At 69.4% G+C, this 23,923-nt stretch carries 25 protein-coding genes, 1 tRNA gene and 1 pseudogene; 11 read left to right on the top strand and 16 right to left on the bottom strand.

From position 1 onward, the window contains the following. Nucleotides 1-67: 67 nt before the first annotated feature. Entirely contained in the window at nucleotides 68-721 is a 654-nt protein-coding gene (locus ACZZZQ_RS11935) for a DsbA family protein (RefSeq protein WP_056279680.1), read from the top strand. Between the two features lie 15 nt (nucleotides 722-736). Here ACZZZQ_RS11935 and ACZZZQ_RS11930 read toward each other — a convergent pair whose 3' ends face one another. Further along, nucleotides 737-1,138, bottom strand: coding sequence for a MerR family transcriptional regulator (locus ACZZZQ_RS11930; RefSeq protein ID WP_056279678.1), 402 nt, complete (start codon nucleotides 1,136-1,138; stop codon nucleotides 737-739). A gap of 75 nt (nucleotides 1,139-1,213) precedes the next feature. Between ACZZZQ_RS11930 and ACZZZQ_RS11925 the strand changes: the two genes are divergently transcribed. Continuing rightward, nucleotides 1,214-2,176, top strand: a complete 963-nt coding sequence (locus ACZZZQ_RS11925) for an oxidoreductase (protein WP_463507640.1) — start codon at nucleotides 1,214-1,216, stop codon at nucleotides 2,174-2,176. 27 nt (nucleotides 2,177-2,203) lie between these two features. On the opposite strand, the pseudogene ACZZZQ_RS11920 reads toward ACZZZQ_RS11925, so the two are convergent. Then, nucleotides 2,204-2,326: pseudogene (locus ACZZZQ_RS11920) on the bottom strand (PQQ-dependent sugar dehydrogenase); the annotation flags it as partial. 85 nt (nucleotides 2,327-2,411) lie between these two features. Here ACZZZQ_RS11920 and ACZZZQ_RS11915 point away from each other — a divergent pair. The 3 genes from ACZZZQ_RS11915 (at nucleotide 2,412) to ACZZZQ_RS11905 (ending at nucleotide 6,258) form a co-directional block, all read left to right on the top strand. Continuing rightward, a complete protein-coding gene (locus ACZZZQ_RS11915) occupies nucleotides 2,412-3,167 on the top strand; it encodes a hypothetical protein (protein ID WP_150115106.1) in 756 nt (251 codons plus the stop codon). Between the two features lie 4 nt (nucleotides 3,168-3,171). After that, a complete protein-coding gene (locus ACZZZQ_RS11910) occupies nucleotides 3,172-5,247 on the top strand; it encodes a bifunctional lysylphosphatidylglycerol flippase/synthetase MprF (protein WP_295103941.1) in 2,076 nt (691 codons plus the stop codon). Nucleotides 5,248-5,310: 63 nt separating this feature from the next. Then, the gene (locus ACZZZQ_RS11905) at nucleotides 5,311-6,258 is read left to right on the top strand and encodes a DUF1214 domain-containing protein (RefSeq protein ID WP_463507639.1); all 948 of its coding nucleotides are present in this window, start codon (nucleotides 5,311-5,313) and stop codon (nucleotides 6,256-6,258) included. A gap of 21 nt (nucleotides 6,259-6,279) precedes the next feature. Here ACZZZQ_RS11905 and ACZZZQ_RS11900 read toward each other — a convergent pair whose 3' ends face one another. The 3 genes from ACZZZQ_RS11900 to ACZZZQ_RS11890 all read right to left on the bottom strand — a co-directional run bounded on the left by ACZZZQ_RS11900 (nucleotide 6,280) and on the right by ACZZZQ_RS11890 (nucleotide 9,224). Further along, nucleotides 6,280-7,371, bottom strand: coding sequence for an ATP-binding protein (locus tag ACZZZQ_RS11900; protein WP_463507638.1), 1,092 nt, complete (start codon nucleotides 7,369-7,371; stop codon nucleotides 6,280-6,282). A gap of 67 nt (nucleotides 7,372-7,438) precedes the next feature. Then, nucleotides 7,439-7,876, bottom strand: a complete 438-nt coding sequence (gene arfB / locus ACZZZQ_RS11895) for an alternative ribosome rescue aminoacyl-tRNA hydrolase ArfB (protein WP_463507637.1) — start codon at nucleotides 7,874-7,876, stop codon at nucleotides 7,439-7,441. 34 nt (nucleotides 7,877-7,910) lie between these two features. Then, nucleotides 7,911-9,224, bottom strand: coding sequence for an MFS transporter (locus tag ACZZZQ_RS11890; RefSeq protein WP_463507636.1), 1,314 nt, complete (start codon nucleotides 9,222-9,224; stop codon nucleotides 7,911-7,913). A 70-nt stretch (nucleotides 9,225-9,294) separates the two neighbouring features. On the opposite strand from ACZZZQ_RS11890, the gene ACZZZQ_RS11885 reads away from it, so the two are divergent. Beyond that, nucleotides 9,295-9,906, top strand: coding sequence for a TetR/AcrR family transcriptional regulator (locus tag ACZZZQ_RS11885; RefSeq protein WP_187250297.1), 612 nt, complete (start codon nucleotides 9,295-9,297; stop codon nucleotides 9,904-9,906). A gap of 17 nt (nucleotides 9,907-9,923) precedes the next feature. Here the strand turns inward: ACZZZQ_RS11885 and ACZZZQ_RS11880 are convergent. After that, nucleotides 9,924-9,999 (bottom strand) — tRNA-Met (locus tag ACZZZQ_RS11880). A gap of 136 nt (nucleotides 10,000-10,135) precedes the next feature. Here ACZZZQ_RS11880 and ACZZZQ_RS11875 point away from each other — a divergent pair. Next, a complete protein-coding gene (locus ACZZZQ_RS11875) occupies nucleotides 10,136-11,071 on the top strand; it encodes a hypothetical protein (protein WP_463507635.1) in 936 nt (311 codons plus the stop codon). A 34-nt stretch (nucleotides 11,072-11,105) separates the two neighbouring features. On the opposite strand, the gene ACZZZQ_RS11870 is transcribed toward ACZZZQ_RS11875, so the two are convergent. The 5 genes from ACZZZQ_RS11870 to ACZZZQ_RS11850 all read right to left on the bottom strand — a co-directional run bounded on the left by ACZZZQ_RS11870 (nucleotide 11,106) and on the right by ACZZZQ_RS11850 (nucleotide 17,014). Further along, nucleotides 11,106-12,497 (bottom strand): DUF6716 putative glycosyltransferase, encoded by a 1,392-nt coding sequence (locus ACZZZQ_RS11870; RefSeq protein WP_463507634.1) that lies wholly within the window; start codon nucleotides 12,495-12,497, stop codon nucleotides 11,106-11,108. After that, a complete protein-coding gene (locus ACZZZQ_RS11865; protein WP_056279662.1) occupies nucleotides 12,494-13,366 on the bottom strand; it encodes an N-acetylneuraminate synthase family protein in 873 nt (290 codons plus the stop codon). The genes ACZZZQ_RS11870 and ACZZZQ_RS11865 overlap by 4 nt, the downstream gene beginning before the upstream one ends. Before the next feature lie 85 nt (nucleotides 13,367-13,451). Then, a complete protein-coding gene (locus ACZZZQ_RS11860; RefSeq protein ID WP_463507633.1) occupies nucleotides 13,452-14,672 on the bottom strand; it encodes a cytidylyltransferase domain-containing protein in 1,221 nt (406 codons plus the stop codon). A gap of 6 nt (nucleotides 14,673-14,678) precedes the next feature. Further along, the gene (locus ACZZZQ_RS11855) at nucleotides 14,679-16,037 is read right to left on the bottom strand and encodes a polysialyltransferase family glycosyltransferase (RefSeq protein WP_463507632.1); all 1,359 of its coding nucleotides are present in this window, start codon (nucleotides 16,035-16,037) and stop codon (nucleotides 14,679-14,681) included. Beyond that, on the bottom strand, nucleotides 16,034-17,014 hold the full coding sequence (locus ACZZZQ_RS11850; protein WP_463507631.1) for a glycosyltransferase family 2 protein: 981 nt from the start codon (nucleotides 17,012-17,014) through the stop codon (nucleotides 16,034-16,036). The genes ACZZZQ_RS11855 and ACZZZQ_RS11850 overlap by 4 nt, the downstream gene beginning before the upstream one ends. Before the next feature lie 153 nt (nucleotides 17,015-17,167). Between ACZZZQ_RS11850 and ACZZZQ_RS11845 the strand changes: the two genes are divergently transcribed. Further along, nucleotides 17,168-18,061, top strand: coding sequence for a hypothetical protein (locus ACZZZQ_RS11845; protein WP_056279657.1), 894 nt, complete (start codon nucleotides 17,168-17,170; stop codon nucleotides 18,059-18,061). Between the two features lie 37 nt (nucleotides 18,062-18,098). After that, entirely contained in the window at nucleotides 18,099-18,383 is a 285-nt protein-coding gene (locus tag ACZZZQ_RS11840; protein ID WP_053097557.1) for a DUF4229 domain-containing protein, read from the top strand. 30 nt (nucleotides 18,384-18,413) lie between these two features. Here the strand turns inward: ACZZZQ_RS11840 and ACZZZQ_RS11835 are convergent, their stop codons facing one another. Genes ACZZZQ_RS11835 through ACZZZQ_RS11820 form a run of 4 tightly spaced genes read right to left on the bottom strand, consistent with a single transcriptional unit; the run spans nucleotide 18,414 to nucleotide 20,814 of the window. Continuing rightward, nucleotides 18,414-19,391: a 1,4-dihydroxy-2-naphthoate polyprenyltransferase gene (locus tag ACZZZQ_RS11835; RefSeq protein WP_053097558.1), complete on the bottom strand. Its 978-nt coding sequence runs from the start codon at nucleotides 19,389-19,391 to the stop codon at nucleotides 18,414-18,416. A gap of 45 nt (nucleotides 19,392-19,436) precedes the next feature. Next, entirely contained in the window at nucleotides 19,437-20,081 is a 645-nt protein-coding gene (locus tag ACZZZQ_RS11830) for a dihydrofolate reductase family protein (RefSeq protein WP_187250292.1), read from the bottom strand. 56 nt (nucleotides 20,082-20,137) lie between these two features. Next, the gene (locus ACZZZQ_RS11825; protein ID WP_187250291.1) at nucleotides 20,138-20,428 is read right to left on the bottom strand and encodes a DUF4287 domain-containing protein; all 291 of its coding nucleotides are present in this window, start codon (nucleotides 20,426-20,428) and stop codon (nucleotides 20,138-20,140) included. 23 nt (nucleotides 20,429-20,451) lie between these two features. Continuing rightward, nucleotides 20,452-20,814 (bottom strand): cupin domain-containing protein, encoded by a 363-nt coding sequence (locus ACZZZQ_RS11820; protein WP_463507630.1) that lies wholly within the window; start codon nucleotides 20,812-20,814, stop codon nucleotides 20,452-20,454. Between the two features lie 45 nt (nucleotides 20,815-20,859). Here ACZZZQ_RS11820 and ACZZZQ_RS11815 point away from each other — a divergent pair, with 45 nt between their 5' ends. Beyond that, nucleotides 20,860-21,903 carry an ArsR/SmtB family transcription factor gene (locus ACZZZQ_RS11815; RefSeq protein ID WP_463507629.1) on the top strand — a complete coding sequence of 348 codons (1,044 nt, stop codon included), beginning with the start codon at nucleotides 20,860-20,862 and terminating at the stop codon, nucleotides 21,901-21,903. A gap of 16 nt (nucleotides 21,904-21,919) precedes the next feature. Here ACZZZQ_RS11815 and ACZZZQ_RS11810 read toward each other — a convergent pair whose 3' ends face one another. Beyond that, a complete protein-coding gene (locus ACZZZQ_RS11810; protein WP_053097561.1) occupies nucleotides 21,920-22,384 on the bottom strand; it encodes an Lrp/AsnC family transcriptional regulator in 465 nt (154 codons plus the stop codon). A gap of 72 nt (nucleotides 22,385-22,456) precedes the next feature. Here ACZZZQ_RS11810 and ACZZZQ_RS11805 point away from each other — a divergent pair, with 72 nt between their 5' ends. Then, entirely contained in the window at nucleotides 22,457-23,896 is a 1,440-nt protein-coding gene (locus ACZZZQ_RS11805) for a DUF6421 family protein (protein WP_053097562.1), read from the top strand. Nucleotides 23,897-23,923: the final 27 nt, after the last annotated feature.

Genomic DNA, 23,923 nt, shown 5'->3' with positions numbered 1-23,923 from the left:
TCGGCGACCCCGGCCGCGCTCGTCGCGGCTCACTCACCCTGCCTGATCCGAACCGTTGGAGAACCCCATGAAGACCCCTGTCAAGGTGGCCCTGATCACCGTCGCCGCCGCGATCGTCCTCGCGATCGTCGGCGTCGCCTACGCCCTGTCGCAGCGCCCCGCAGAACCCCTGTCGCCCGAGGGTGAGAAGCGGCAGACAGTGCGCACCGACTCGCACGTCCTCGACGACGGAGGACCGGACGCCGTCACCGTCGTCGAGTTCCTCGACTTCGAATGCGAAGCATGCGGAGCGTTCTATCCGATCGTCGAAGACCTGCGCGAGAAGTATTCGGGCGAGATCACCTACGTCGTGCGGTACTTCCCTCTGCCCGGTCACATCAACTCGACGCAGGCCGCTCTCGCCGCCGAAGCCGCGGCGCAGCAGGACCGCTTCGAGGACATGTACCACCGCCTCTTCGAGACGCAGGCCCAGTGGGGCGAGAAGTCCGAGGAGACGCCCGAGGTGTTCCGGGGAATCGCGGCCGAGCTCGGACTCGACATGGCCGCATACGATGCGGCGATCACCGACCCGGCGACGCTCGATCGCGTGCAGGCCGACAGGAGCGACGGCGAGCGGCTCGGAGTGCGCAGCACCCCCAGCTTCTTCATCGACGGCGAGCCCGTGGTGCTGGAGGCGTGGGGGGACCTCGAAGCGGCTCTGGAGAAGGCCGTGGAGCAGTAGCCCGCAGAGCCGTCGTCAGAGGAGTCCTCGGGCGAGGAGCGCCTCCTGGTACGCGCCCGCCTTCGCGCTGACGACCTGACGGCAGGCGATCAGCGTCTCGATCTGCGCGTCGAGAGAGCGCTCGTGCGCGCGCAGCAGGGCGAGACGCTCGGCCTCGTTGCCGCTGCCGGCGCGCACCAGGGCGGCGTACTCACGCAGCAGGGCGATGGGGGCGCCGGATTCGCGCAGTCGCGCCAGCAGCGCGAGCCACGCGAGCGAGTCGTGCGCGTAGACCCTCCGACCGCCGGGGGTGCGCGGCACGTCGCGAGGGAAGAGCCCTTCTGCCTCGTACCAGCGCAGCGTGTGCACGCTCACGCCGGCCAGACGGGCGAGCTCGCCGATGCTGAACGTGCGCGTCGTGTCGATCACATCCTCCACGAGGACTCCTCCTTGACTTCGAGTGCACTCTAGATCGTACGGTCGGAGCATGACAGATGCACTCCCCCTCTCGACATGATCGCCCGTCAGCAGCCCCTCGCCTCGGAGTTCGGCTACCGCTCCACTGCGGCCGAGGTGATCGCCGGAGTCGACCTCTCGGGCAAGACCGCGATCGTCTCGGGCGGATACTCGGGACTCGGACTCGAGACGGTGCGTGCGCTCGCGAATGCCGGAGTGCGCGTGATCGTGCCTGCGCGTCGCCTCGACGCCGCCGAGGAGGCGCTCGCAGGGATCGACGCGGTCGACGTCCGCATCGCCGACCTCGGCGACCTCGACTCGGTGGCAGCGTTCACCGAGACCGTCCGTCGCGACGGACGCCCGATCGATCTCGTGCTCGATGTCGCCGGCATCATGGCCACCCCGTTCGGTCACACCGCGCAGGGCTTCGAGTCGCAGTTCGGCACCAACCACCTCGGCCACTTCGCCCTGGTCAACGGAGTGGCCGAACTGCTGCCGGAGGGCGCTCGCGTCGTCTCCTACTCCTCGGGAGGGCACTTCCGCTCCCCCGTGCGATTCGAGGACATCGACTTCGAGACGACGCCCTACGACCCGTGGGTCGCCTACGGGCAGTCGAAGACGGCGAACGCGCTGTTCGCCGTCGGGCTGGCCCGTCGTGGCGCGGCCCGCGGCATCCTCGCCTTCTCGGTGCACCCGGGCGGGATCATGACCGACCTGCAGCGGCACGTGCCCCGTGAGGAGCTGATCTCACGCGGCTGGATCGACGAGGACGGCACGCCGAACCCGCGCTTCAAGACTCCGGCAGAGGGAGCGTCGACGGGTCTCTGGGCCGCGACGGCTCCCGAGCTGGCCGATCGCAGCGGCGCGTACTGCGAGGACTGCTCGATCAAGGGCATCGTCCCGCCCGAGCACACGGACATGACGACCGGCGGCGTGAAGCACTGGGCGATCGATCCCGAGGCCGCCGAGCGGCTGTGGGCGCTCTCGGTCACCGCGACGGGAGTCGACGGCTTCGCCTGAGCAGCGGCCCGCGTCGGGCTGCTGCCCTCAGTCGGCGGCGAGACGGAGGATGCGGTCGTCGCCGGGCGAGGGGCTTCCGCGTCCGTCGGTATTGTTCGTGAGCACCCAGAGCATGCCGTCCGGTCCGGCGACGACGTCGCGCAGCCGCGGAATCGACGCCGAGCGACAGCGTCGACCGGGTGTGCGTGCCGATGAACCCATTTCGGAGAGTCGGATGCAGGAGCACAATACCGATATGAACGAGGGCGCTTCCGTGGAGCAGCCCGTGCCTGCGGAGGGGCCGGCAGGGCCGCACGACGATGTCGCGCCACCACGGACGAGCGGGGAGTCGGATGCGGTGCTGGGCCGCCGTGCGCAGCTTCTCGCCACCGAGCACTGGGGGCTTCTCGCCGCCCGCAGCACCGCGCAGAGCGAGGTGCTGTCGCGCATCACGATCTTCCTGACCCTCGTCTCCGCCGGACTCGTGACCATCGGACTGCTGGGGCAGGCATCGGACTTCGGCGGGTGGTTCGGCGGCGCGTCACTCGCGATCCTCGCGTTCCTCGCGGTCATCGGCTTCATGACCCAGGTGCGCGTGATGAACGTGTCGGAGGAGGACATGATGTACGTCGTCGCGATGAACCGCATCCGCGGCGCGTACGTCGACCTGGATCCGGAGGTCGCCGATGTCTTCCTCGCCTCGCCGCACGACGATGAACCGGGGATGAAGCGCACGTACTCGTTCCTCCGTCCCCGTCGCCTGAGCATCCTGCTCGGCAGCTCGGTCATGCTGCTGATCGTCGTGAACGCCTGCGTCGTGGGGATGCTCGTCGGCTCGGCCGTGATCGCGGGTGGCGGCGCTTTCGCCGGGGCGATCGCGCTCGGCATCGTCGCCGGACTGGTGCTCGCCGCCGGCTTCATGACGTTCGGCGGCGTCGGCTACCGCTGGGCATGGAGCCATCACGCGCCACGACGTTCCACTCCGGAAGGCGACGGTCGGTCGCTACGCTGAGCGCATGACCGAGGCGCGAACCCCCACATCGCATCCCGTCGCCGCCGTACTGCGGCGCATTCCTGCCACCCTCACGATGGTGGCTGTGATCCTCGCCGTCGGCGTGATCTGGCAGGGCCTGTGGACCCCGTTCGAGAAGACCGATCTCTTCGGCACCGTCGCATACGGCCTGCCCAACCTCGCGCAGGGGATGTGGTGGACGCCGCTCACCGGCACGTTCTTCGTCAACGAGCCGTGGGTGTACCTGTTCACGATCTCGGGCTTCTGGGGCATGGCGTATCTCGAATACCGACGTGGCACCAGGGTCGCCCTCGCGTACTACTGGGTCGGACAGCTCTTCGCGATCCTCGCCACCGCGCTCGTCCTGTTCGTCGCCTCGCAACTGCCCTGGGCGTGGGCTCAGGAGCAGGCCCAGGCGCTCGATGTCGGCGCCTCCGGCGGCACCATGGCGTGCATCGCCGCCGCGATCGGGCTCTTCCGCCCGCCATGGCGAGTGCGCGGCTGGCTCGTGCTGCTCGGTTTCGTGTTCATCGCGATGCTGTTCTGGGGTGCGGTCGCCGATCTCGAGCACCTGCTCGCGGTGCTGCTCATCCTCGTCGTCGACCGCACCCTGCGTGTGCAGCGGACCACGGTGCGAGAGCAGCGTCTGATCGCCGTGATCTCGCTCATGGTGCTCGGAGCGGTCGAGATCATCACGACTCTCGTCGCCACCGACGGCCCGTTCGGCCCGACCGAGCCCGCGTCGGGAGGGTTCATCGACCTCGCGCTCGACCTCGTCGTCATCGTGGTGCTCGTGAACGGACTCCTGCGCGGTCGTCGCTGGGCGTGGGTTCTCGTGATGCTGCTCGGTCTCTTCAACATCCTGGTCGCAGCGCTGGTCCTCATCCTCATCACGGTGTTCTCGCAGGCGCAGATCGATCTGCGGTGGGACGGCGAGACGGAGCTCGCGCTCGCCAACGGCTTCCTCTGGGTGATCCTGCTCGTCTACCTGATCGCCGTGCGCCGCGCGTTCCGGGCGAAGCGCAAGTCTCTCCTCGGCATCCAGCCCGCCCCCACGGTCGACGACGTGAAGACCGAGCTGCGCGCGCACGGCGGGGGCACCCTGTCGTGGATGACGACCTGGGAGGGCAACAGCTACGCCCGCAGCGATGCCGGGATCGTCGCCTACCAGCGACGGGCCGGCGTGGCGCTCGCGCTCGCGGATCCGATCGGACCGCCCGCATCCCGCGCAGTCGCCGTCACAGAGTTCATCCGCACGGCGGAGCTGGTGGGCCTCGTCCCGTGCTTCTTCAGTGCAGACGACGCCACCCGGGCCGCTGTGCCCGCCGGCTGGCGCAGCCTGGTCGTCGCCGACGACACCATCGTCGACCTGCCGGGTCTGGAGTTCACCGGCAAGCGCTGGAACTCGGTGCGCAGCTCTCTCAATCGGGCGGGGCGCGAGGAGATGACCTTCCGGATGACGCGCCTGGCGGACGAATCGTGGGGAGTACGGCAGCAGCTGCGTGCGATCTCCGAGGCATGGGTCGGTGACAAGGACCTGCCTGAGATGCGGTTCACTCTCGGCACGCTGGATGAGGCGGAGGACCGCGAGGTGCGACTCGCTCTCGCGATCGCCCCGAACGGCGACGTCGACGGCTTCCTCTCGTGGCTGCCGGTCTATGGCGAAGGCGGCGTCGTGCGCGGCTGGACGCTCGACCTGATGCGCCGCCGCGACGGCGGCTTCGCACCGGTCATGGAGTACCTGATCGGTTCGTCCGCGAAGCAGTTCTCCGAGGAGGGTGCCGAGATCATGTCGCTCTCGGGTGCTCCGCTCGCGCACGACTATCCGCCGGACGCGGGCATCATCGCCGTCCTCAGCGAACGCCTCGCCGAAGCGCTCGAGCCCGTGTACGGCTTCGGCTCGCTGCACCGCTTCAAGCAGAAGTTCCACCCACGGTACGAGACCATGTATCTGCTCTTCCGCGACGAGAGCGATCTCGCGGCGATCGGCACAGCGCTCACCCGCGCGTTCCTGCCGGATGCGACGCTGAGGCAGTTCGCGGGAGCGGGGCTGGAGCTGGTGCGCGGCAGCAAGGACTGAGGCCTCACCTTCCTGAGGTGATGATTCCGCGCTCGCCGAGACCGGCAGCGCCAGGATGAAGCCATGACCGACACCTCCGTTCCCGTCACGTTCGCGAACTTCGCCGAGATCGAGACCGCCCGCATGTTCGCCGCGATCGCGGCGTCGGCCGGCGGTTCCAACCGGTGGAACCACTATCGAGTGCCCACGCCGATCGACCAGCAGACCGTGATCAGGATGAATCGCGACACCCTCTACAGCGCTGCGATCATCGACATCTCCGAAGGGGCGACGATCACCGTGCCGGATGCCGGCGACCGGTACGTCTCGGTGATGCTGGTGAACGAGGGCCACTACATCGACAAGGTGCTGCACGACCCCGGCGTCCACTCGCTCTCGGCCGAAGACCTCGGTTCCGATTTCGTGCTCGCGGCCACTCGCATCCTGGTGGATTCCGAGGATCCTGATGATGTCTCGATCGTGAACGCCCTCCAGGACGAACTCGCTGTGAGCTCGACCGGCGCGCGGGAGTTCGCTGCGCCGGCCTACGACGAATCGAGCTTCGCTGAGACCCGCCAGGCGCTCCTCACCCTCGCGAAGGGCCTCGGCGGTCTGGAGCGCTGCTTCGGTCGAGCCGAGGACGTCGACCCCGTGCGGCACCTTCTCGGGACCGCAGCCGCCTGGGGCGGTCTGCCCGAGAACGAGGCCTTCTACATCAACGTCGATCCCCGGCTCCCGGTCGGCGAGTACACGCTGCGGGTCGGCGATGTGCCGGTGGACGGCTTCTGGTCCGTCTCGCTGTACGACGCGGAAGGCTATTTCGCTCCGAACGACGCCGGCGCATACAGCGTCAACAGCGTGACGGGCGTGCGGGATCCGGACGGGTCGATCACCGTGCGCTTCGGCGGCGACCCCGCACTGTCCAACGTGCTTCCCCTCACTCAAGGGTGGAACTACCTGGTGCGTCTCTACCGACCTCGACCAGAAGTGCTGGACGGCACGTGGTCGTTCCCCGCACTCACGGCGAGCTGATCCCGCGCCCGAGGGGTGGCGCTACGGGGTCGAGCGGAGCGGCACCGAGACGTCGCCGCCCGCTTCCTCCGTCAGTCGCTCCCCCATCTGCACGAAGGTCGGCTCGGCGATGAACCCCCCGGCGAAGAGGGCCTGACCCTGTGTGAAGGTCTGGGACCTGCGGATCGCCTCCTCCGGCGCGAAGCCGAACACCTCGGCCAGCTCCGCCAGGTCGCGCGGCGCGTTGACGCGCATCAGACCGAGGTTGTCGCACTGCGAGAGCACGTTCGGATGGATCTTCGTCGGCCGCTGTGTCGACAGGAACAGCCACAGCCCGAACTTGCGCCCCTCGGCGGCGATCTGAACCAGCTGCTCGGTGAGCGCCCGCTCGACCTCGGTGCGCGGGTCGGGAGGGCACAGATTGTGCGCCTCGTCGATCACGATGAGCAGGGGCTTTCGCTCCTCGCGACGAGACCACAGGTGCTCGAGCACCGCGAGGGCTGCGACCTTCGGTTCGGCGGGGTGGTCGAATCCGCCGAGGTCGAGCACCGTCACCCGCGGCCGCTGCTCGATCACGTCGACGACCGACGCCTCGCCGCGGGACCAGAGCTCCCACTCCAGCACCTGCAGGTTCTCCATGCGGTCGGCGAGTCGGTTGCGGGCGTCGTGCCCGCCGTCGCGCAGGTGGGGCACGATGCGATCCGAGCCGAGCAGCCTCGCGTTCTGATCGAGATGGAGGAGGACGTTGTACTCCTCGGCATCCTGGATCGGACTCATCCGCAGCACGGCTGCCTTGGATGCCGGCGACAGATCGATGTAGCGCACGCGCAACGGCTCGCCCTCGACGCGCCCCGAGCGGAACACCCGGATGTCGGAGTCCGCGATGCGCTCGGCGTGATGCGGGGCCGCGGACGGCCGCGTGCTCTGCAGCCGCACGAAGTCGGCGTTCGGGTCGAGGATCAGCATCGGCAGCTCTGTCTCGAGCAGGAGCTGCTCGAGCACGACGCCCAGCGCGTAGGTCTTGCCGCTGCCGCTCTGGCCGCACCAGAAGGTGTGCCGGTTGAAGCGCCGCGGATCGAGGGTGACGGTTCCGAGCCCGCTGTCGAGAGGCGTGCCGATGGTGAGTGCGGTCATGAACTCAGAGTGCCCGCAGAGGGCGGGTGGCGAAAGCGGACCTCACCTTGTCGGTGCGATGCGCGGGTCAGTCGCTCGGGCGCCTGCGCAGCTGCTTGACATCGGTGCGCCGCTGCTTCGCCTTGAGCCGCCGCTCTTTCGACCCTCGACTCGGCTTGGTCGCGCGGCGCTGCGGCGCCGGCGGACGCAGCGCCTCGGCGACGATGCTCGCGAGTCGTTCACGCGCGGCGTCACGGTTGCGCAGCTGGGCGCGGTGCTCGGATGCGGCGATGGTCAGCACGCCGTTCACGAGACGCCCGCTCAGCCGATCGAGGAGGCGATCCCGCTGGTGCGGGGTGAGCGCCGTGCTGCCCGCGGCATCCCAGAGGAGTTCGACCCGCGAGTCCGCCGTGTTCACCCCCTGTCCGCCGGGGCCCGACGACCGCGAGAACCGCCACGACAGCTCGGCCTCGGGGATCGTGAGACCCGACGAGATCCGCAGACCGGGGCGATGAGGACTGGGCATGTGTCCATCATCCCCCGGCTGCGGAGCCTGCGTCTCAGCTGCGGGCGTCCGTGACCGCGACCGGGACGTCCCTCGCGTCGGTCTCGACCTCGGCCCCTGCATCCTGCGTCCGCGCATCCTTCTTCGCCGTGTTCGCGATGTGCGCACGGGACACGACGATCACGGCGACGATCATCAGCGCGACGCCGAGCCAGTAGGGAGCCGCATGGCTGACCGTGACATAGAGCGCACCGGCGATCAGAGGGGCCGCCGTGTTCATCGCGGCGTTGAGCGACTGCGTCGCTCCGCCCAGCCAGCCCTGCTCGTCGTCGCCGACCGCGTTCGACATGGCTCCGTCCATCGCTGCGGTCGAGGCGCCCTGCCCTGCAGCGAGCATCAGCGCACCGACGATGAACACCCACGGCTGCGCGAAGATCGACGCGACGACAGCGAGCCCGGCCAGTCCGATCGCCTGCGCCACGATGCCGCTGATGATCACGCCGCGCTCGCCGATGCGAGGAAGCAGGATGCCGAGCAGCACGCCCTGGATGAGGATGTCGATGATGCCGACGCCTGCCGTGAGCAGACCGATCTGCGTCGGCCCCCACTGGATCGAGTCCAGCGCGAGCACGCTGAAGTTGTTGACGAAGAAGCCGAACGGGAGCGCCAGGAGGCCGAATCCGATCATCAGACCACGCAGCTCCTTGCGTCCGAACGCTTCCTTGAAGACGCCGAACGGCTGGATCTCGCGCACCGAGATGCGCTCGATCCGGTTCTCGGGCGCGAGGCTCTCGGGCAGCAGGAAGATGCTGAGGATCGCGATCACGAGGGCGACGGCTGCGGTGAGGAAGACCGGCAGCTGCAGACTGACGGCCGCGAGCAGTCCGCCGATCGCGGGTCCGATCATCATGCCGATTCCCGAGAGCGCACCGAGCAGACCGAACCGCTGAGCGCGCTTCTCGGGCGGCGTGATGTCGGCGAGGTAGGCGAAGAGGGCCGGAAGGTCGCCGGCGGTCAGCCCCTGGATGACCCGCGCGAGCACGAGCACCCAGATCGCTCCCCCGATGCCGAACAGCGCCATGGCGAACGCTGCTCCGAAGGCGGCGGCGATGATCACCGGTCGTCGCCCGAAGCGGTCGGACAGGCGACCGAGGAAGGGGGCGACCAGGAAGGCGCACAGGCCGTTGATCGCTTCGAGGATGCCGACCCAGATGGCGAGGTCGCCTTCATGCGACACGTACTGCAGCACGACGAACGGCAGGACGGGAAGCACGACGGTCATGCCGACGACGGTGAGCATCGTCAGCACGATGAGCATGGTCCAGGCGCGCTTGTCGCTGCGCGCGAGCGATATGTTTAGTGAAGTCACTCCGAAACTGTATCAATACCAGTTTTGTTGTCAAGCCAGTTTTGGATCGGGTTCGCGATATCGTGGACGCATGACGAACGCTGAGCCGATCGGTCGCCGCGAGCGCAAGAAGGCCGCGACGCGCAAGAACATCTCCGACGTCGCGACGATGATGTTCCTCGAGCGCGGGTTCGACAACGTCAGCATCCGCGAGGTCGCGGACGCAGCCGACGTCTCTCCGACGACGGTGTTCGCACACTTTCCGCAGAAGGAGGCGCTCGTCTTCGACGAGGACGACGAGCAGCGGGACCGGCTCGTCTCCGCCGTTCGCGACCGCGCCGCGGGCGTCACCATCAACCGCGCGATCCACGACTTCTACACGGCCGAGGTGCACGCGAACCTCGCCGAGCACGGCGCGGAGGTGTCGCAGGTCTTCTCGCGGTTCCTCAACGAGACACCGGCGCTGCGTGAGTACGCCGCCCGGATGTGGCTGCGACACGAGGACGCGCTCGCGGATGCGATCGCGGTCGAACTGGGACTGACCCTGGCCACCCCGGAGATCCGCGTGTACTCGCGGTTCGTGCTGCAGATGCAGCTGCTCGTCAACGAGAGCGACGACCAGCTCGGGATCCTCGCCGCCGGATTCACCGTGCTCGAGAACGGATGGGCGCCGGTCGAAGCGCGGATCACCGGCGAGGACTGACGGCGTCACCGGTGAAGTGGACGCGACGGCGGGAGTCGAACCCGCAACGCCATCAGGTATGAGCTGAGGCCCGGGACCGCCCGGATCGCCGCGATGGGAATGACGCTACCCGGCCCCGACCGGGAAGACCAGGAACGTTGCGGGGATTGACAGAGTGAGTCCGCGCATGACAAGGGCCGTCGCGGGGCGTCACACGTCGGCGTCGGCCCGGCGGTGTACCGTCACGATCATGGCAGCCGCAGACGCCCCCGTCACGACCGGACAGAAGACGCATCGCTACCTGCGTCTGGCGCTGGTTCTCATCGTCGTCGCGCTGATCTTCGCTGTCGTGCTGCAGAGCGTCGTCGTGTCGTGGACACCCCTGATCTTCGGCTGGAACCCGCTGCCCTCGATCAGCCACGCCTTCTACACACCGGTCCGCGACGTCTTCGTCGGCACACTGATCGCGGCATCCGCGGCCCTGCTCGCGCTCTCGGGACGCAGTCGCGCGACGACCCTGCTCGACGTGTGCGCGGTGTTCGCGCCGCTCATCGCGATCGTTCCCGTGGGCATCGCCGATCCGCGCGCGGTCGACCGGATGCCGTGCCCGACGGCGCAGGAGTGCATCCCCGTCGACGCCGTCGCAAGCGCGAAAGCGGGGATCGCCGTCTACGCCGTGGTGGTCGTGGCGGTCGTGGTCACGATGGCGCTGATCCGTCGCCGCACCCGCACCCCGAATCGCTCGGCGACGCTCGTCTCGATCATCGCGCTCGTGACCGCGGTCGTGGTCGTGGCGCTCGCATTCGCTCCGGCGGTCAACGAGCACTTCCCGTTCAACTTCTGGCCGGTCAACAGCATCCACTTCGCAGCGACCCTGTTGTTCTTCGGAGTGTTCGCAGCCGTCCCGATCCTCTACGCGGGAGGGCCGCTCGACCCGGACGAGACGCCGCCCACGCCCCGACAGCGCACGATCTATCGGTGGATCTCGGGGCTGATGATCGCCGACCTCGTGCTGCTGGTGGTGGCTCTGCTCTTCCGTCAGGCCTTCGGTGAGACTCCGGTCGTGCTGATCGGCGAGGCCGTCGCACTGATCCTGTTCGCCACGTTCTGGTGGGTGCAGACCTTCCAGCGGTGGAACGACCCGAACCCGCCGTCGATCGCCCCGCCTCGACCGTCCGCCGCGTGAGGGCACTCAGCCGTGCGAGGGGTCGGCCGCACCCTCAGCGCCGGATCGAGTCGTGGAAGGGGTTCGGCTCGAGCGTGAAATCGGTCGACGCGTCGGCCCAGGTGCCGCCGCCCGCCGACGATCGACCCCGCCGCAGAGCGCCGAGCAGCGCCGTGGCGGGCACACCGACGGCGAGCGCCGCGGTTCCGCGGAGTGTGCGGTCGTTCGCCCCGAGCACACTCGCGCGATGCCACGCCTCGTGCATCGCGCCACCGCGGGCCGCCGGCACGCGCTTCGCCAGGAGTCCCCCGGCGCGGCGCAGCGCGACGAGCTGTTCGACGTGCTCCCACCAGGTCGATTCGGCCGAGGGGTGGAAGTAGTTGTCACGCAGCCAGACGGGGTGCGGATGCCGGAAGCGCCCGGCCACGACCTCGCTGCGCCCGCCCAGCAGACCGCTGCCGACGAACACCGTGTTCAACAGGCTCTTGCTCACTCCGAACGAGTCGAGGGCGATCACCGGCACCCCCTGTGCCACCGCCTCGACCGCCGCGGTGGAGCTGACCGTGACGAGTCCGGCCGCCGTCGACAGCGCCTGTGCCATGGATCCGTACGAGACGACGAGGTTCTCCGGACGCCTCGCAGGGAGCAGATCGAGGTACGCGTCGCGTTCGAGATGCGTCTCCGACTCACCGGGCCGCGACCGCAGCTTGACCACCACACGGCGGTGCGGGTCCGCTTCGGCCGCGCGCACGAGGGTGGCCGCGATCTCGGTCCGCTCCTCCCGGTCGGTGGGCACGAGGGCCTGGGCCGCGAACACGATGTCGGTCGCCGGCATCCGCACCGCCCGGGGCTCGGCCGGCCTCTCGGCGACGAGGGTTCCGGTCGATCCTCCGGACTCGGCCGCGATCACCCGTGCCCGATCAGCCGCCACCATTCGCGATCGGGATCTCGCGAACGGCAGGGTCGCGAGTGCCGTCGGCACCTGCACGCCGATCCGGCGACCGAGCTCGGCGAACGCGCGCTCCTCCCGATGCGAGTGCACGACGAGCAGATCGGCGTTCCGCCGGTACTCGAGGGCACCGCGCTGTGCGGGAACGGCCATGCCCGGAAGTCCGGCGACGACGACCGGTCGCACGGTGAGCCCGTCGACGACCCGGCCCAACAGGCGAACGAACGGGCCGCGGCCGGCGAGCAGCACGACGTCAGGGCGCTGGCCCTCGAGCCAGGCGCTCACGCGCGCGAAGGACAGGCGGGTCACATCGTCGGACAGCATCCCCGTGCCCGCCAGCGCACTCCGCTGCTGGTCGAGGCTGGCGGTCAGCGGCGTCTGCACGAGCAGCAGGTGCGGACGGATGCCGGGCACGCTGCCGAGCAGCGACGCCGACCATTTCACGAACGAGTCGGCGTCGGTGATCGCGACGACCCGCAGCGAACCGGATCCGCTCATGCCGGGATGCGGCGCAGCTTGGCCATCGGCGCCCGCTCGCTGTCGAACACGCGCTTGACGCCGTCGCCCAGGGCCATCTCGATCACGCGGATGTCGCGCACGAGGTGCTCGAGTCCGGTGGGTTCGAGGGATGCCGCATGGTCGGAGCCCCACATCGTGCGGTCGAGCGTGATGTGGCGTTCGACGGCCACCGCTCCGATCGCGACGGCGGCGAGCGAGATCTGCAGCCCCCGCTCGTGGCCCGAGTATCCGACCGGAACACCGGGGTAGCGGTCGCGCAGGGTGGCGATCGCGCGCAGGTTGGCCTCTTCGGGCTCGAGCGGATACGTCGAGGTGGCGTGCATCAGCACCACCCGGTCGGTGCCGAGGGTCGTGAGGGCGCGATCGATCTGCTCGATCGTCGACATGCCGGTGGAGAGGATGACGGGCTTGCCGGTCTCGCGCAGCGCGACGAGCAGCTCGGTGTCGGTCAGGCTCGCGGAGGCGACCTTGTGCGCCACGACGTTGAGGTCTTCGAGGAAGGCGACGCTCGGCACGTCCCACGGCGACGCGAACCAGTCGAGCCCGAGCATCGTGGCGTGATCGCCGATCGCGATGTACTCGTCACGGCCGAACTCGACGCGGCGGCGGTAGTCGAGGTAGCTCATGGTGCCCCATGGCGTCTCGCGCGGAACATCGCGCATGTGCTCGGGGGTGGAGATCTCGGGGGTGCGCTTCTGGAACTTCACGGCGTCGGCTCCCGCCTTCGCCGCGACGTCGATCAAGCGCTTGGCGAGGTCGACGTCGCCGTTGTGGTTGAGGCCGATCTCCGCGATGACATAGGCGGGGTGACCGCCGCCGATCACGCGTGAGCCGATGCTGACAGTCATGGTTCCTCCGGTCGTCGAAATGGCCTTCTCTCCTGAGTACGCGCCGGGGGTGAACGCCGAACGACAGGAGGGTTACCGGCACCGGTCAGGCGGGCAACACCCGTTCGATCAGCTCGCGGACGGCGCCGTGGCCGCCCCTGCGCGTCAGCACGACCCTGGCGGCCTCGAGCACCAGCGGATGCGCATCGGCCACCGCCACCGGCCAGCCGACGATGCGCAGCGCCGGCAGGTCGTTCACGTCGTTGCCCAGGTACGCGATGTCGGCCAGCGCGATGCCGACCTCCTCTGCCCACCCGCGCAGCGCGGACTCCTTGTCGTCGATGCCGTGCAGCACCGGAACGCGCAGCTTGTCGGCCCGAGCCCGCACCACCGCGTTGACCTCGGTGGAGAGGATCAGCATCGGGATGCCGGCCCGCCGCAGCAGCGACACCCCCATGCCGTCTTCCCGGCTCACCCGCACCCGTTCGATGCCGTCGGCGTCGACCGTCGCCGTGTCGTCGGTGTGCACGCCGTCGAAGTCGGTCACGATCGCTCGCACCGGCACCCGGTCCGGGCTCTCGTGAAGGGCGGCGAGCGCTCGGGCGATGCGGAGCTGCTGCTCGTCGTCGATCTCGATCGCCGTCCATTCGGGCACCTCGGCGATGCGGATGCGGCCGAAGAAGCGGTGCTCCGCCTCACGGAAGCCCTCAGCGCGGAAGACGTAGAACGCGCCCGTCTCGAGGTAGTGCGGCTCGCGATCCTGGCGACGCGGGCGACGCGCGGCGTCGTGGTTGAGTGCGACGGCTGCGTCGGCATCCGCGCTGCGTGCCCAGAGGAATCCGTAGGTCTCATGGGCCGCGAACACGCTGTCCGCCCGACGCACGCTCACCTCGCGCACGGCACGAGACAGGGCCTCGCGCGGGATGAACGGCGATGTCGCCTGCAGGAAGGCCACCACGTCAGCCCGGTCTCCCCCGGCGGCGAGCTCGTCGAGAGCATGCAGGATGGCCGACTCCGACGACGCCGTGTCGCCGGAGATCGCGGTCGGACGCCGCACGACTCGCGCCCCGGCCGCCTCGCTCACCGCCGCGATCTCGTCGTCGTCGGTCGACACCACCACGAGGTCGATGCCCTCGGCCTCCAGCGCCGTGCGCACGGCGCGTTCGATGAGAGGCACACCGCCCACACGGCGCAGGTTCTTGCGCGGCACGCCCTTCGACCCGCCACGTGCCGGGATGATCGCGACGACCCTGCCGACATCCGTCCTCTGCTGCTGCTGCTGCTGCTCGATCATGCCGCTCGTCCCCTCGCCGTCATCGCCCGTCATCGTCCGTCATCGCCCTCTGAGCACGCGCCAGGCACGCGAGAGTCTGCGCCGCGCGGCGAGCACGGTGAGCCGCACCTGCTCGACTCGACCGATGCCGCCCACCGGGCGCAGCACGCGTCGGATCGCCGTCTCGCGCGGCGCCCCGGGCAACCGCAGTTCGATCAGCCTCTCGGGCGCGAAGTAGCGATCGCGATCGGACGGGCGGATGCCGGAGAGCAGCTGCTCGGCACGCTCGCGGAGGTGTGCGGCGACGACGGGCTGCATGACGTAGCCGACCGCGTCGATCAGGAGCTGCATGCGCGCCGGATCGCGATACGGGGACTCCGGCCTGGTCAGCGCGTCCACGATCGTCGCAGGCACCCGGTTGCTGTTCTCGTACGGGGTCAGACGTGCGAGCACGGTGTCGGTGCCCACCGCCTCGATCTCTCGACCGAACAGGGTCTGGACGGTCGGCAGCGCCGTCGAGAACCCGGCGATGACGGCCCTGGCATCGACCCGCTCGGCCAGCGCCTCTGCGGCGAGCGCGCCGCGGTACTCGCGGAAGTCGATGCCGTGGACCGCTGCTCGGTCGCGCAGCGCGTCGCTGAGCCGAGGCGGCGCCGACGGGTGCGGCTTGAAGACGATGTGCTGTGGTCGCCGGCCGGCCGCACGATCGATCATCTCCTTCTGCAGCGCGATCTCCTCGCGCTCGCCGACCAGGCCGAGGGCGGACAGGTACTGGCCGAGGACGAGCACTGTCGGCTCTCCGTCGAGCGCGCTCTCGAGCTCCGCCGTGTCGTCGACCGCCTCGGCGGTCTCGGCGAGCACCGCCCGGAACAGATCGGGTGAGACCGGCACCGGCGTCGCGACGGGCGAGCCCACCAGCGGTGTGACCCCCGGCACCACGTCGACGTGCACGACGCGGCCGATCCGAGCGGTGATCGTGTGCGGCATCCGCACCCGCATCGGCGAGTACGTCATGAGCCCGTCGCCGATGATCGTGAGATGCGCATGAGGGAAGATCTGCATCAGGACGCGCGCCGGGGCGACCTGCGGGCTCTGCACGAGCAGTTCGAGGTCGCCGGGGTCGATCCCCCATGCCCTCGTCAGCAGTCGCCGCAGCAGCGGCAGGTCGCCGGCATCCGGCTTCCAGGAGCTCGGATGCAGCGGACCGAGCAGCGCGTCGAGATCCTCGATCCGGTCGAACCGGTCGCGGAGGCTCGCGAGCGCCGGGTCGGCGACGATGCCCACGGACGTCTCGGGCACCCGCGAGGACACGAACGGCACGAGCACGCGCTCGCCGTGCTCGCCGAGCAGCCCGCCGTCGAGCGCGGCGGCGACGGTGGCGAGCCCATAGGCGCTGTGCACCGCGAAGAGCTGGGTCATGCCGCACGTCCGACCGCACGCAGCAGCGGGGCGAGCACTCGGCGACGCGGTCCGTCGAGGCGCGACAGCACGGCCGTCGTCTCACTCTGGGGCAGGCGGGCCAGCAGCCCGCGGAGGCCCGCGCGCATCTCGGCGCGCAGCGACGGCGTCATCCGCCTCGATCGCACCAGGTGCCGGGACGAGAGGGCCATCACGCTCCACACCGCCTTCGGGAGGAAGCGGTCGGCCTCGGCATCCGCCTCGACGATGTCGAGCACCTCGCCCATCGCCCGCACGAAGTCCAGTTGGCGGCGATCGCGCACCTGGGTCAGCGATGTCGACACCCCCCGGCGGTAGAGCAGGGCAGGAGCGTCGACCACCGCGAACGACCGGGCCAGCAGATGCAGACGCCAGATCCACGGACGATCCTCGGCGGTGAACAGGCCGGGTGTGAACCCCGCGATTCCCTCGTCGATCAGGCGACGGTGCAGGATGCCGGCCCACGCGAACGGATAGTCGACCATGGTCGGCTCGTTCTCGGGCAGGATCGCGTCGCGCGGAGAGCCGACCGCCTCGCGCCACGGGTGAGGCGCCGGCACCAGGGTGCGCACGCCGTCCTTCACGGTGACGTGATCGGTGCGGAGCATGTCGCAGCGCAGCTCATGCAGTCGGCGCACCAGCACCGAGAGCCGCCCCGGCTGCATCCAGTCGTCGCCGTCGAGAAAGCAGAACGCGTCGCCGTCGACCCGCTCGAGCCCCTGATTGCGGGCGCTCGCGAGCCCCTTCGGCCGGGCGTTGACGATGACCTCGGCGTGCGGGAAGCGCTCGGCGTATCGACGCATGAGCATGCCGGTGTCATCACGGGAGCCGTCGTCGATCGCCACCAGCTTGAGCGCGGCGGGATCGTCGAACTGCCGTGTCAGCGTCTCGAGCGTCGTGCCGATGTAGGTGCCTGCGTCCTTGGCGGGCAGGATGACGGTCACGAGCGGTGTGCGCACAGAACTCCCCCGGGTCGACGGTGTCGGAATGCTCTCAGGCGCTCCTTGCCGGTCGGCGGCCTGCGGGTGAACGCGCGGTGACGTGATCTCGGTCGACCCCGGCGTGGCGATGCCGGATTCGCACCGCGCCCGGGGATCGGCGACGATGGGAGCATGCTCTGGCCGTTCGGAACGACGTGGCGCCCGGTGCGGCAGAAGCGCCGCAGCACGGTCGACCTGCGGTGGCTGAGCGCCCGCACCTGGACCCGCCGCTGGTACCCGCAGGGCATCGACCTGGGCCTGTGGCAGGGGCGTCGGACTCTCGCCGTGAGCTGGTTCCGGCAGCAGCTCGACGGACACCACCTGGCATCGCGGGTCGCGTTCGTCGACCTCGAGCGCTCCCGACATCTCGACGTGCTGCTCGCGATCGACGAGGACGGCGAGCTCCAGCCCGCCCGGATCCACGCCGGCGGACTCGCGTGGTTCGACGACCGCCTGTTCGTCGCAGCCACCGGCCGTGGCATCTGGGAGTTCGACCTCGCCGACATCCGGCGCGTCCGCGGCCCGGAGGCGCGACGCCTCGCCGGCGCGCGGGGACGCGGTCTGCGGGCCACCGCGCTCGTCGCGGTGCGCACCCGCGTGCACCCGCTCGACCTCCGCTGCTCGTACCTCGGCCGCGTCTACGACGACGAGGGAGTGCCCCTGCGGAGGGTCCTCATCGGCGAGTACACCCGCGACGACGAGGGACGCATCGGCGAGTTCTCCGTGCCGGACGGCGATGGCGACGAGTTCCGCGAGATCAGCCGTTTCTCGCCAGGGATCACGCACATGCAGGGCGCCGTCCGCTGGGGTGACCGGCACTTCGTCTCGCAGTCGGATCACATGCGACCCGGCGTCCTGTGGACGGGGAACCGCGATTCGCTGGCACGCGACCGGGTGCCGCTGCCCGTCGGCTGCGAGGACCTCGCGCTCGACCTCGACGAGAAGCTGCTGTGGTCGCTCGGCGAGCACCCGTGGAAGCGCGTCGTGCGCGGCATCCCGTTCCGGACGCTGGGCATCGACGGCTGACAGCTGACCCCTCAGGTCGCGAACGTAGACTGGGCAGGTGAAGAACCGTGCACCTTTCCTCGTCTACACCGTGCTGCGTCTGCTGGCCTTCCTCGTGCCGCTGGCGATCATGTGGTTCTTCTTCCCGATCTTCCGCGAGTACTGGTGGCTCGCCGCGATCTTCGCCGCGCTCATCGGCGTGAGCATCTCGATGCTGTTCCTGCGCCGGCCGCTCACCGACGCCTCGGCCCGGATCGTCGAGCGCCGCGAAGGCAAGAGCTCCGCCGCGCAGAAGGACGCCGACGTCGAGGACGACGCGATCGACGGCGCCGAGAGGGCCTGACGCACAGCGCCAGCCGGTTCGATCGGCGTCTCAGCCGGCGAGGGCCCAGAAGAACGCACCGGCATAGAGGAGTGCGGTCAGCGATGTCAGCGCCAGGGCCGTGACGAGCTCCTTCGCCTGACGATAGGTCCAGACGATCAGGATGGCCGGGAGCCCGGCGAGGAGCGCGAGCAGCCCGATCCACGCGATCGGGTACAGCAGCGCGATGAACGCGAGGATGCCGAAGGGCACGATCACGAACAGCGTGAAGAGCACCTGGGTCGCGCGCTTGCCGATCAGCACCGTCAGCGTGCGCTTGCCGACCAGGCGATCCTGATCGATGTCGCGCAGGTTGTTGGCGAGGAGCACGGCGCAGGCGAAGAGGCCCGCCGCGATCGCCCCGAGCCACGCCTGCTGGGGCAGTTCGAACGCCTGCACCCACGTCGTGCCGAGCGTCGCGACGAGGCCGAAGAAGATGAAGACGAACACCTCGCCGAGAGCGTTGTACCCGTAGGGCCTCTTGCCGCCGGTGTAGAACCACGCGGCGATGATGCACGCGGCGCCGATGGCCAGCATCCACCACTGCTCGGTGCGGACCACGATCGCGACCCCGACCGCCGCAGCGAGTGCGAAGAAGACCAACGCGGCGACGAGCACGGTGCGGGGCTTCACCCGACCGGATGCCGTCAGGCGGGCCGGGCCGACGCGCACGGCATCGGTGCCCCGGATGCCGTCGCTGTAGTCGTTCGCGAAGTTGACGCCGACCTGCAGCAGCACGGCGACCGCGAGGCACGCGAGCGCGATCACCCAGTGGAACTCCGGACCGGTGCTGCGTGCGGCGCCGGTGCCGATGACGACGGGGGCGACGGCGAGCGGCAGAGTGCGCAGCCGTGCGGCGCCGATCCAGTCGCGGACTGTGACGGGCCCGGCGTCGATGGCGGTCTGGGTCGCCGGATTGCCGCTCGCCCGCTTCGCGGGATTGCCGCTCACACGGGGCTGATTCTTCTTGCGCTTCGAGGATGCTGCCACGCAGGGAATCCTACTGGGGGCGCCGATGGACGCCCCCTCTGCGCCTCAGTCTCGGCGGAAGTTCAGATGGATGACACCGCTCTCGGCCACCTCGGAATGCAGCTCGTAGTCGTTCTCGATGCCGCGCAGTCCGTCCCAGATGCGCTGCCCGCTGCCGATCACGAGCGGGTTGACCGCAAGGTGCAGCCGGTCGACCAGGCCCCTGCGCAGGAACTGCCGCACGACGTCGATGCCGCCGCCGACGCGCACGTCCCGGTCGCCGGCCACCGCTGCAGCCCGGGCGAGCGCCTCCTCCGGGGTCGTCTCGAGGAAGTGGAAGACGGTCCCGTTGGCGAACTCGATCGGCTCGCGCCGTGCATGCGTGAGCACGAAGACCGGGACCTCGAACGGCGGCTCGTCGCCCCACCATCCGCGCCACTCGGTGTCATCGGGGTTCTGGTGCAGACCGAACATCCCGGCACCCATGATCTCGGCGCCGACGCCCTCGAAGTACTCCTGGGCGTATCTCTCGTCGACGCCGGTCGTGCCGGCACCGGACGTGTCGCCGAGCACGCGGCTGCGGAACGTCCGCGTCGCGGTGTACGCCGCGACCAGGCGCGACCAGTCCTCGCCGAACGGATTCTCGGGTGATTGGTCGGTGGTCGTCGCCAATCCGTCGAGGGAGACGTTGAGATCGACGCGGACTGCCATGTGGGCTCCTCGGTGCGGTGTTCTGGGTGTTCTCGGTCGTGCGGTGGCGGGCGGGATCAGCCGTCGGGGTTGCTGTCCTTGCCGTCGAGCCAGAGAGTGTCGGACGCATCGCCGTGCGCGCCGCCCTTGCCGACGTGCTTGTCGCTGATCTTCGGCCCCTTGAGGATCACGTGGACCATCGCCTGGGCATGCCCGTGCCCGAGGCCGTAGTCCTGCTTGAGCCAGTTGAGGACGACGGTGGACTTGGTCGTCTCGTCGAAGCCCTGCTCCTTCGCCAGTTCGATGAACTGCCGCGGGGTGAGGCCGGTCTGCGTCTCGACCTTGTCGAGGTATGCCTGGAAGGACATGGGTGCTCCTGGTGTGTCGTGGGTCAGTCCTCGGAGAGGAAGGTCTGGATGATCGTGGCGGACGCATGGATGCCGATGAGGCGCAGCGTTCCGCGACCGATGTTCGTGAAGGAGTGTGGCACGAAGGCCGGGCCCGTGGCCGTGTCACCGGCGGAGGCGACGATCGTGTCCGCGCCCACCGTGATGCGCGCCGTGCCTTCGAGCACCACCCACGTCTCGGGGTAGGGATGCCAGTGCAGCCCGGGCCCGTCGCCGGGCTGATTCTCGACGTAGAAGTAGGAGATGGCCGCACCGTGATCCGCGCCGACGAAGCGTCGGCTGTTCCCGGTTCCGATGCGGATGCCCGCTGCGGCGACGGCTGCGAGAGCAGATGACGTGGTGTTCATGAGCCCAGTCTCGACAGGCCGTGACGAACGACCTAGAGTTTCGATGTGGATCGAAACTCCGTCGTCGCAGGTGCCGGCACGCCACGCGAGGGCGTCGAGCATCCCGACCACCGCGTGGAGTTCCTTCTGAGCCCCGGAGACATCCAGGCGGTGCGATTCGGCATCTCCCCCGGGCATGAGCTCGCCCACGCCGTGCGCGTGCTGCTGCGGCCGGCCCAGCATCCCCTGCAGTGGGGATGGCTGCGCGCCGTGCGCGATCGGCTGCCTCGCGAGAGCTTCCGCCTGCTCGCCGTCGTCGTCGGCGATGACGGCTATCTTCCCGACTTCTTCACGACCGCCCCCGCATGGGACATGACACCGGAGACCGAGCTGTCGGCGCTGCGCAGCGCACCCCTCGATCCACTGCGCGTCGACCTCGGCAAGATGGTCATCCGCTCGACCGGCGCTCGCCGACGCGCACTGCGCGACATGCAGCAGCAGCCCGAACGAGCGCGGGCGATGATCGCAGACGCCTGGTCGGAGATGTGGGATGCCGCACTGGCGCCGGTCTGGCCGCAGCTGGATCGGCTGCTGCGAGCCGACATCGCGGTCCGATCGCGAGTGATCGCCACGTCGGGGATCAGAGAGATGGCCGGGGGCCTCCACCCGAAGGTGACCTGGGGCGACGGGGCCGTGCGCGTCTCGCTGCGCCGCCACAGCGAGGTCGTCGACTGCCACGGAAGCGGGCTGGTGCTCGTTCCGTCGGTGATGTCGACATGGGGGTGCATGGTGCTCACCGAGCCGCCGGCGCAACCCACGCTGTTCTACCCGGCGCGCGGGGTGACCGCCGGCTGGTCGAGGGACGCCGCCGAGATCTCCGGGGCGCTGGGCGCGCTCGTCGGCCCCGCTCGCGCCGGCATCCTCCTGGGAGCCGGCACGTCCCGCACGACCTCGCAGGTCGCTCAGGACGCGGGAATCGCGGTGTCGACCGCATCCCACCACCTCACCGTGCTGCGCGACGCAGGACTGATCTCGAGCGAGCGCGACGGCGCGAGGATGCTGCATCTGCGCACGCCCCTCGGCGAGGCGATGGTCGGCGCCGCACTGTGAGCACCGCGCGTCCGCGCTATGCGGATGCGTCCGGCGCGACCGAGATGATCGGCCGGTGCTCGTAGTAGGTCTGCAGCACGACCGTGGTGCGGGTGCTCACGTTCGCGGCCAGCCGGATGTCGCGCACGAGCTCTTCCAGCGCGCGGGGCGAGGCGACCCGCACGAACAGCATGTAGCTGGCGTCTCCCGCGATCGAGTGGCACGCCTCGATCGCGTCGAGGTGTTCGAGAAGCTCGGGGGCATTGTCGGGCTGCGCCGGGTCGAGCGGCGTGATCTCGATGAAGGCGGACAGGGGCGTGCCGACGAGTTCGGGGTCGAGGATCGCGCGGTAGCCGGTGATGATCCCGCGCGTCTCGAGGCGACGCAGACGTGACTGCACGGCCGACACGGAGAGGCCGACAGCATCGGACAACTGGGACAGTGTCGCACGGCCGTCTCGTGAGATCTCGGCCAGGATCGCGCGGTCGACAGAGTCATCCATAGATGTAATATTATCGTCAGGATTCCGTATATGCCGGAATCTTTCCGTCAAACTCTCCGATCGGAGGTCCCGATGTCCATCATTTCTGCCCACAGCACCGCTGTTCAGGCCATCGTCGGCGAACCCGAGGTCGTCGAGGACGCATCGATCGCCGAGCAGAGCGTCGCCTGGGCTCAGCTCAAGGACGCCGCGATCGCGATCCGCGAGATGCAGATCAAGGACGGATCGATCCCGGATGCCGCGCACCACGCCGCGGCGCGCGACCTCGTCGCCGCGATCACCGCCGGCATCCGCGCACTCGCTCCCGCCTTCCCGCACGACGCCGAGTACCTCGCCGCCTCCGTCGTCGACTTCGACCGCTGGGTCTCGGAGGGCTTCGGCGTGCCGGACTTCCTCGACTCGCTCCTGGCGTTCCAGCCGCAGCAGCACCGCGTCGACGGCATCCGCCACCTGGTCGTCTTCCCGATGTACACGCAGAACGGATCGAGCGACCGACTCGTCGAGGCGCTGATCGTCGAGACGATCTGGCCCGAGTTCATCGCCGCCCTCGAGGCCGGCGACTACGGCAACAAGCTGTTCGTCTCGCTGCGTCTGGTCGACTTCACGCCCGGCTACGACACCAACTCGGCCGTGCTGTTCCCCGAGACCGTCGCGATGCGCGAGATCCCCTCGTTCACGTGGGGCGCGATCTTCCAGGACCGCGAGGCCGCACGCTACCGCCGGGTCACCCGCGCCGCTGCCGCGATCACCAACCTCGACCTGCCTGAGCGCGCGAGCGCGATGCTCGACGATCAGCAGGTGGCTGAGAAGACCTTCGTCATGTGGGACATCATCCACGACCGCACCCACATGCGCGGCGACCTGCCCTTCGACCCGTTCATGATCAAGCAGCGGATGCCGTTCTTCCTCTACTCGCTCGAGGAGATGCGCTGCGACATGACGGCGTTCCGCGAGTCGGTGAACATCGAGCGCACCCTCGCGGCCCGCATCGCCGCGGGTGAGGAGCTCACCGAGACCGAGCAGGAGATGCACGACTACGCGCACCTCGTGCAGTACGCGGTGATCTTCGACCGGATCTTCCGCTTCTCGATCACCGGCACCCGCACGCGCAACTACGACGCCGTCGGCGGACAGCTGCTGTTCGCCTGGCTGCACCAGCGCGGCGTGCTGCACTGGACCGACACGGCGCTCACCTTCGACTGGGACAACGTGCCGGATGCCGTCGTGGCTCTGGGCGACGCGATCGACGACCTGTACTGGCACTCGATCGACCGCCCGAAGGTCGCGCACTGGCTCGCCGCGTACGACCTCGTGCGCGGCACGCTCACGCCGCACCCGGCATCGCAGTGGGCCCGCGGGTTGTCGGACGAGATCCTCGCCGGCGCGCCGAAGGGTTACACGGATGCCGTGATGGACGACGAGTTCCCGCTGTCGATGTTCTTCGAGACCCTCGACAAGAAGATGAAGGCGGTCATCGAGTCGACCGTCGGCATCCGGGGCACCGACGACTGACTCGAATCGCGCATTTCTGGGGTCCGA

The sequence above is a fragment of the Microbacterium sp. AC132 genome, assembly GCF_979258525.1.
Note: the sequence above shows the minus strand (reverse complement) of the source record. Positions and strands in the feature narration are given on the sequence as shown.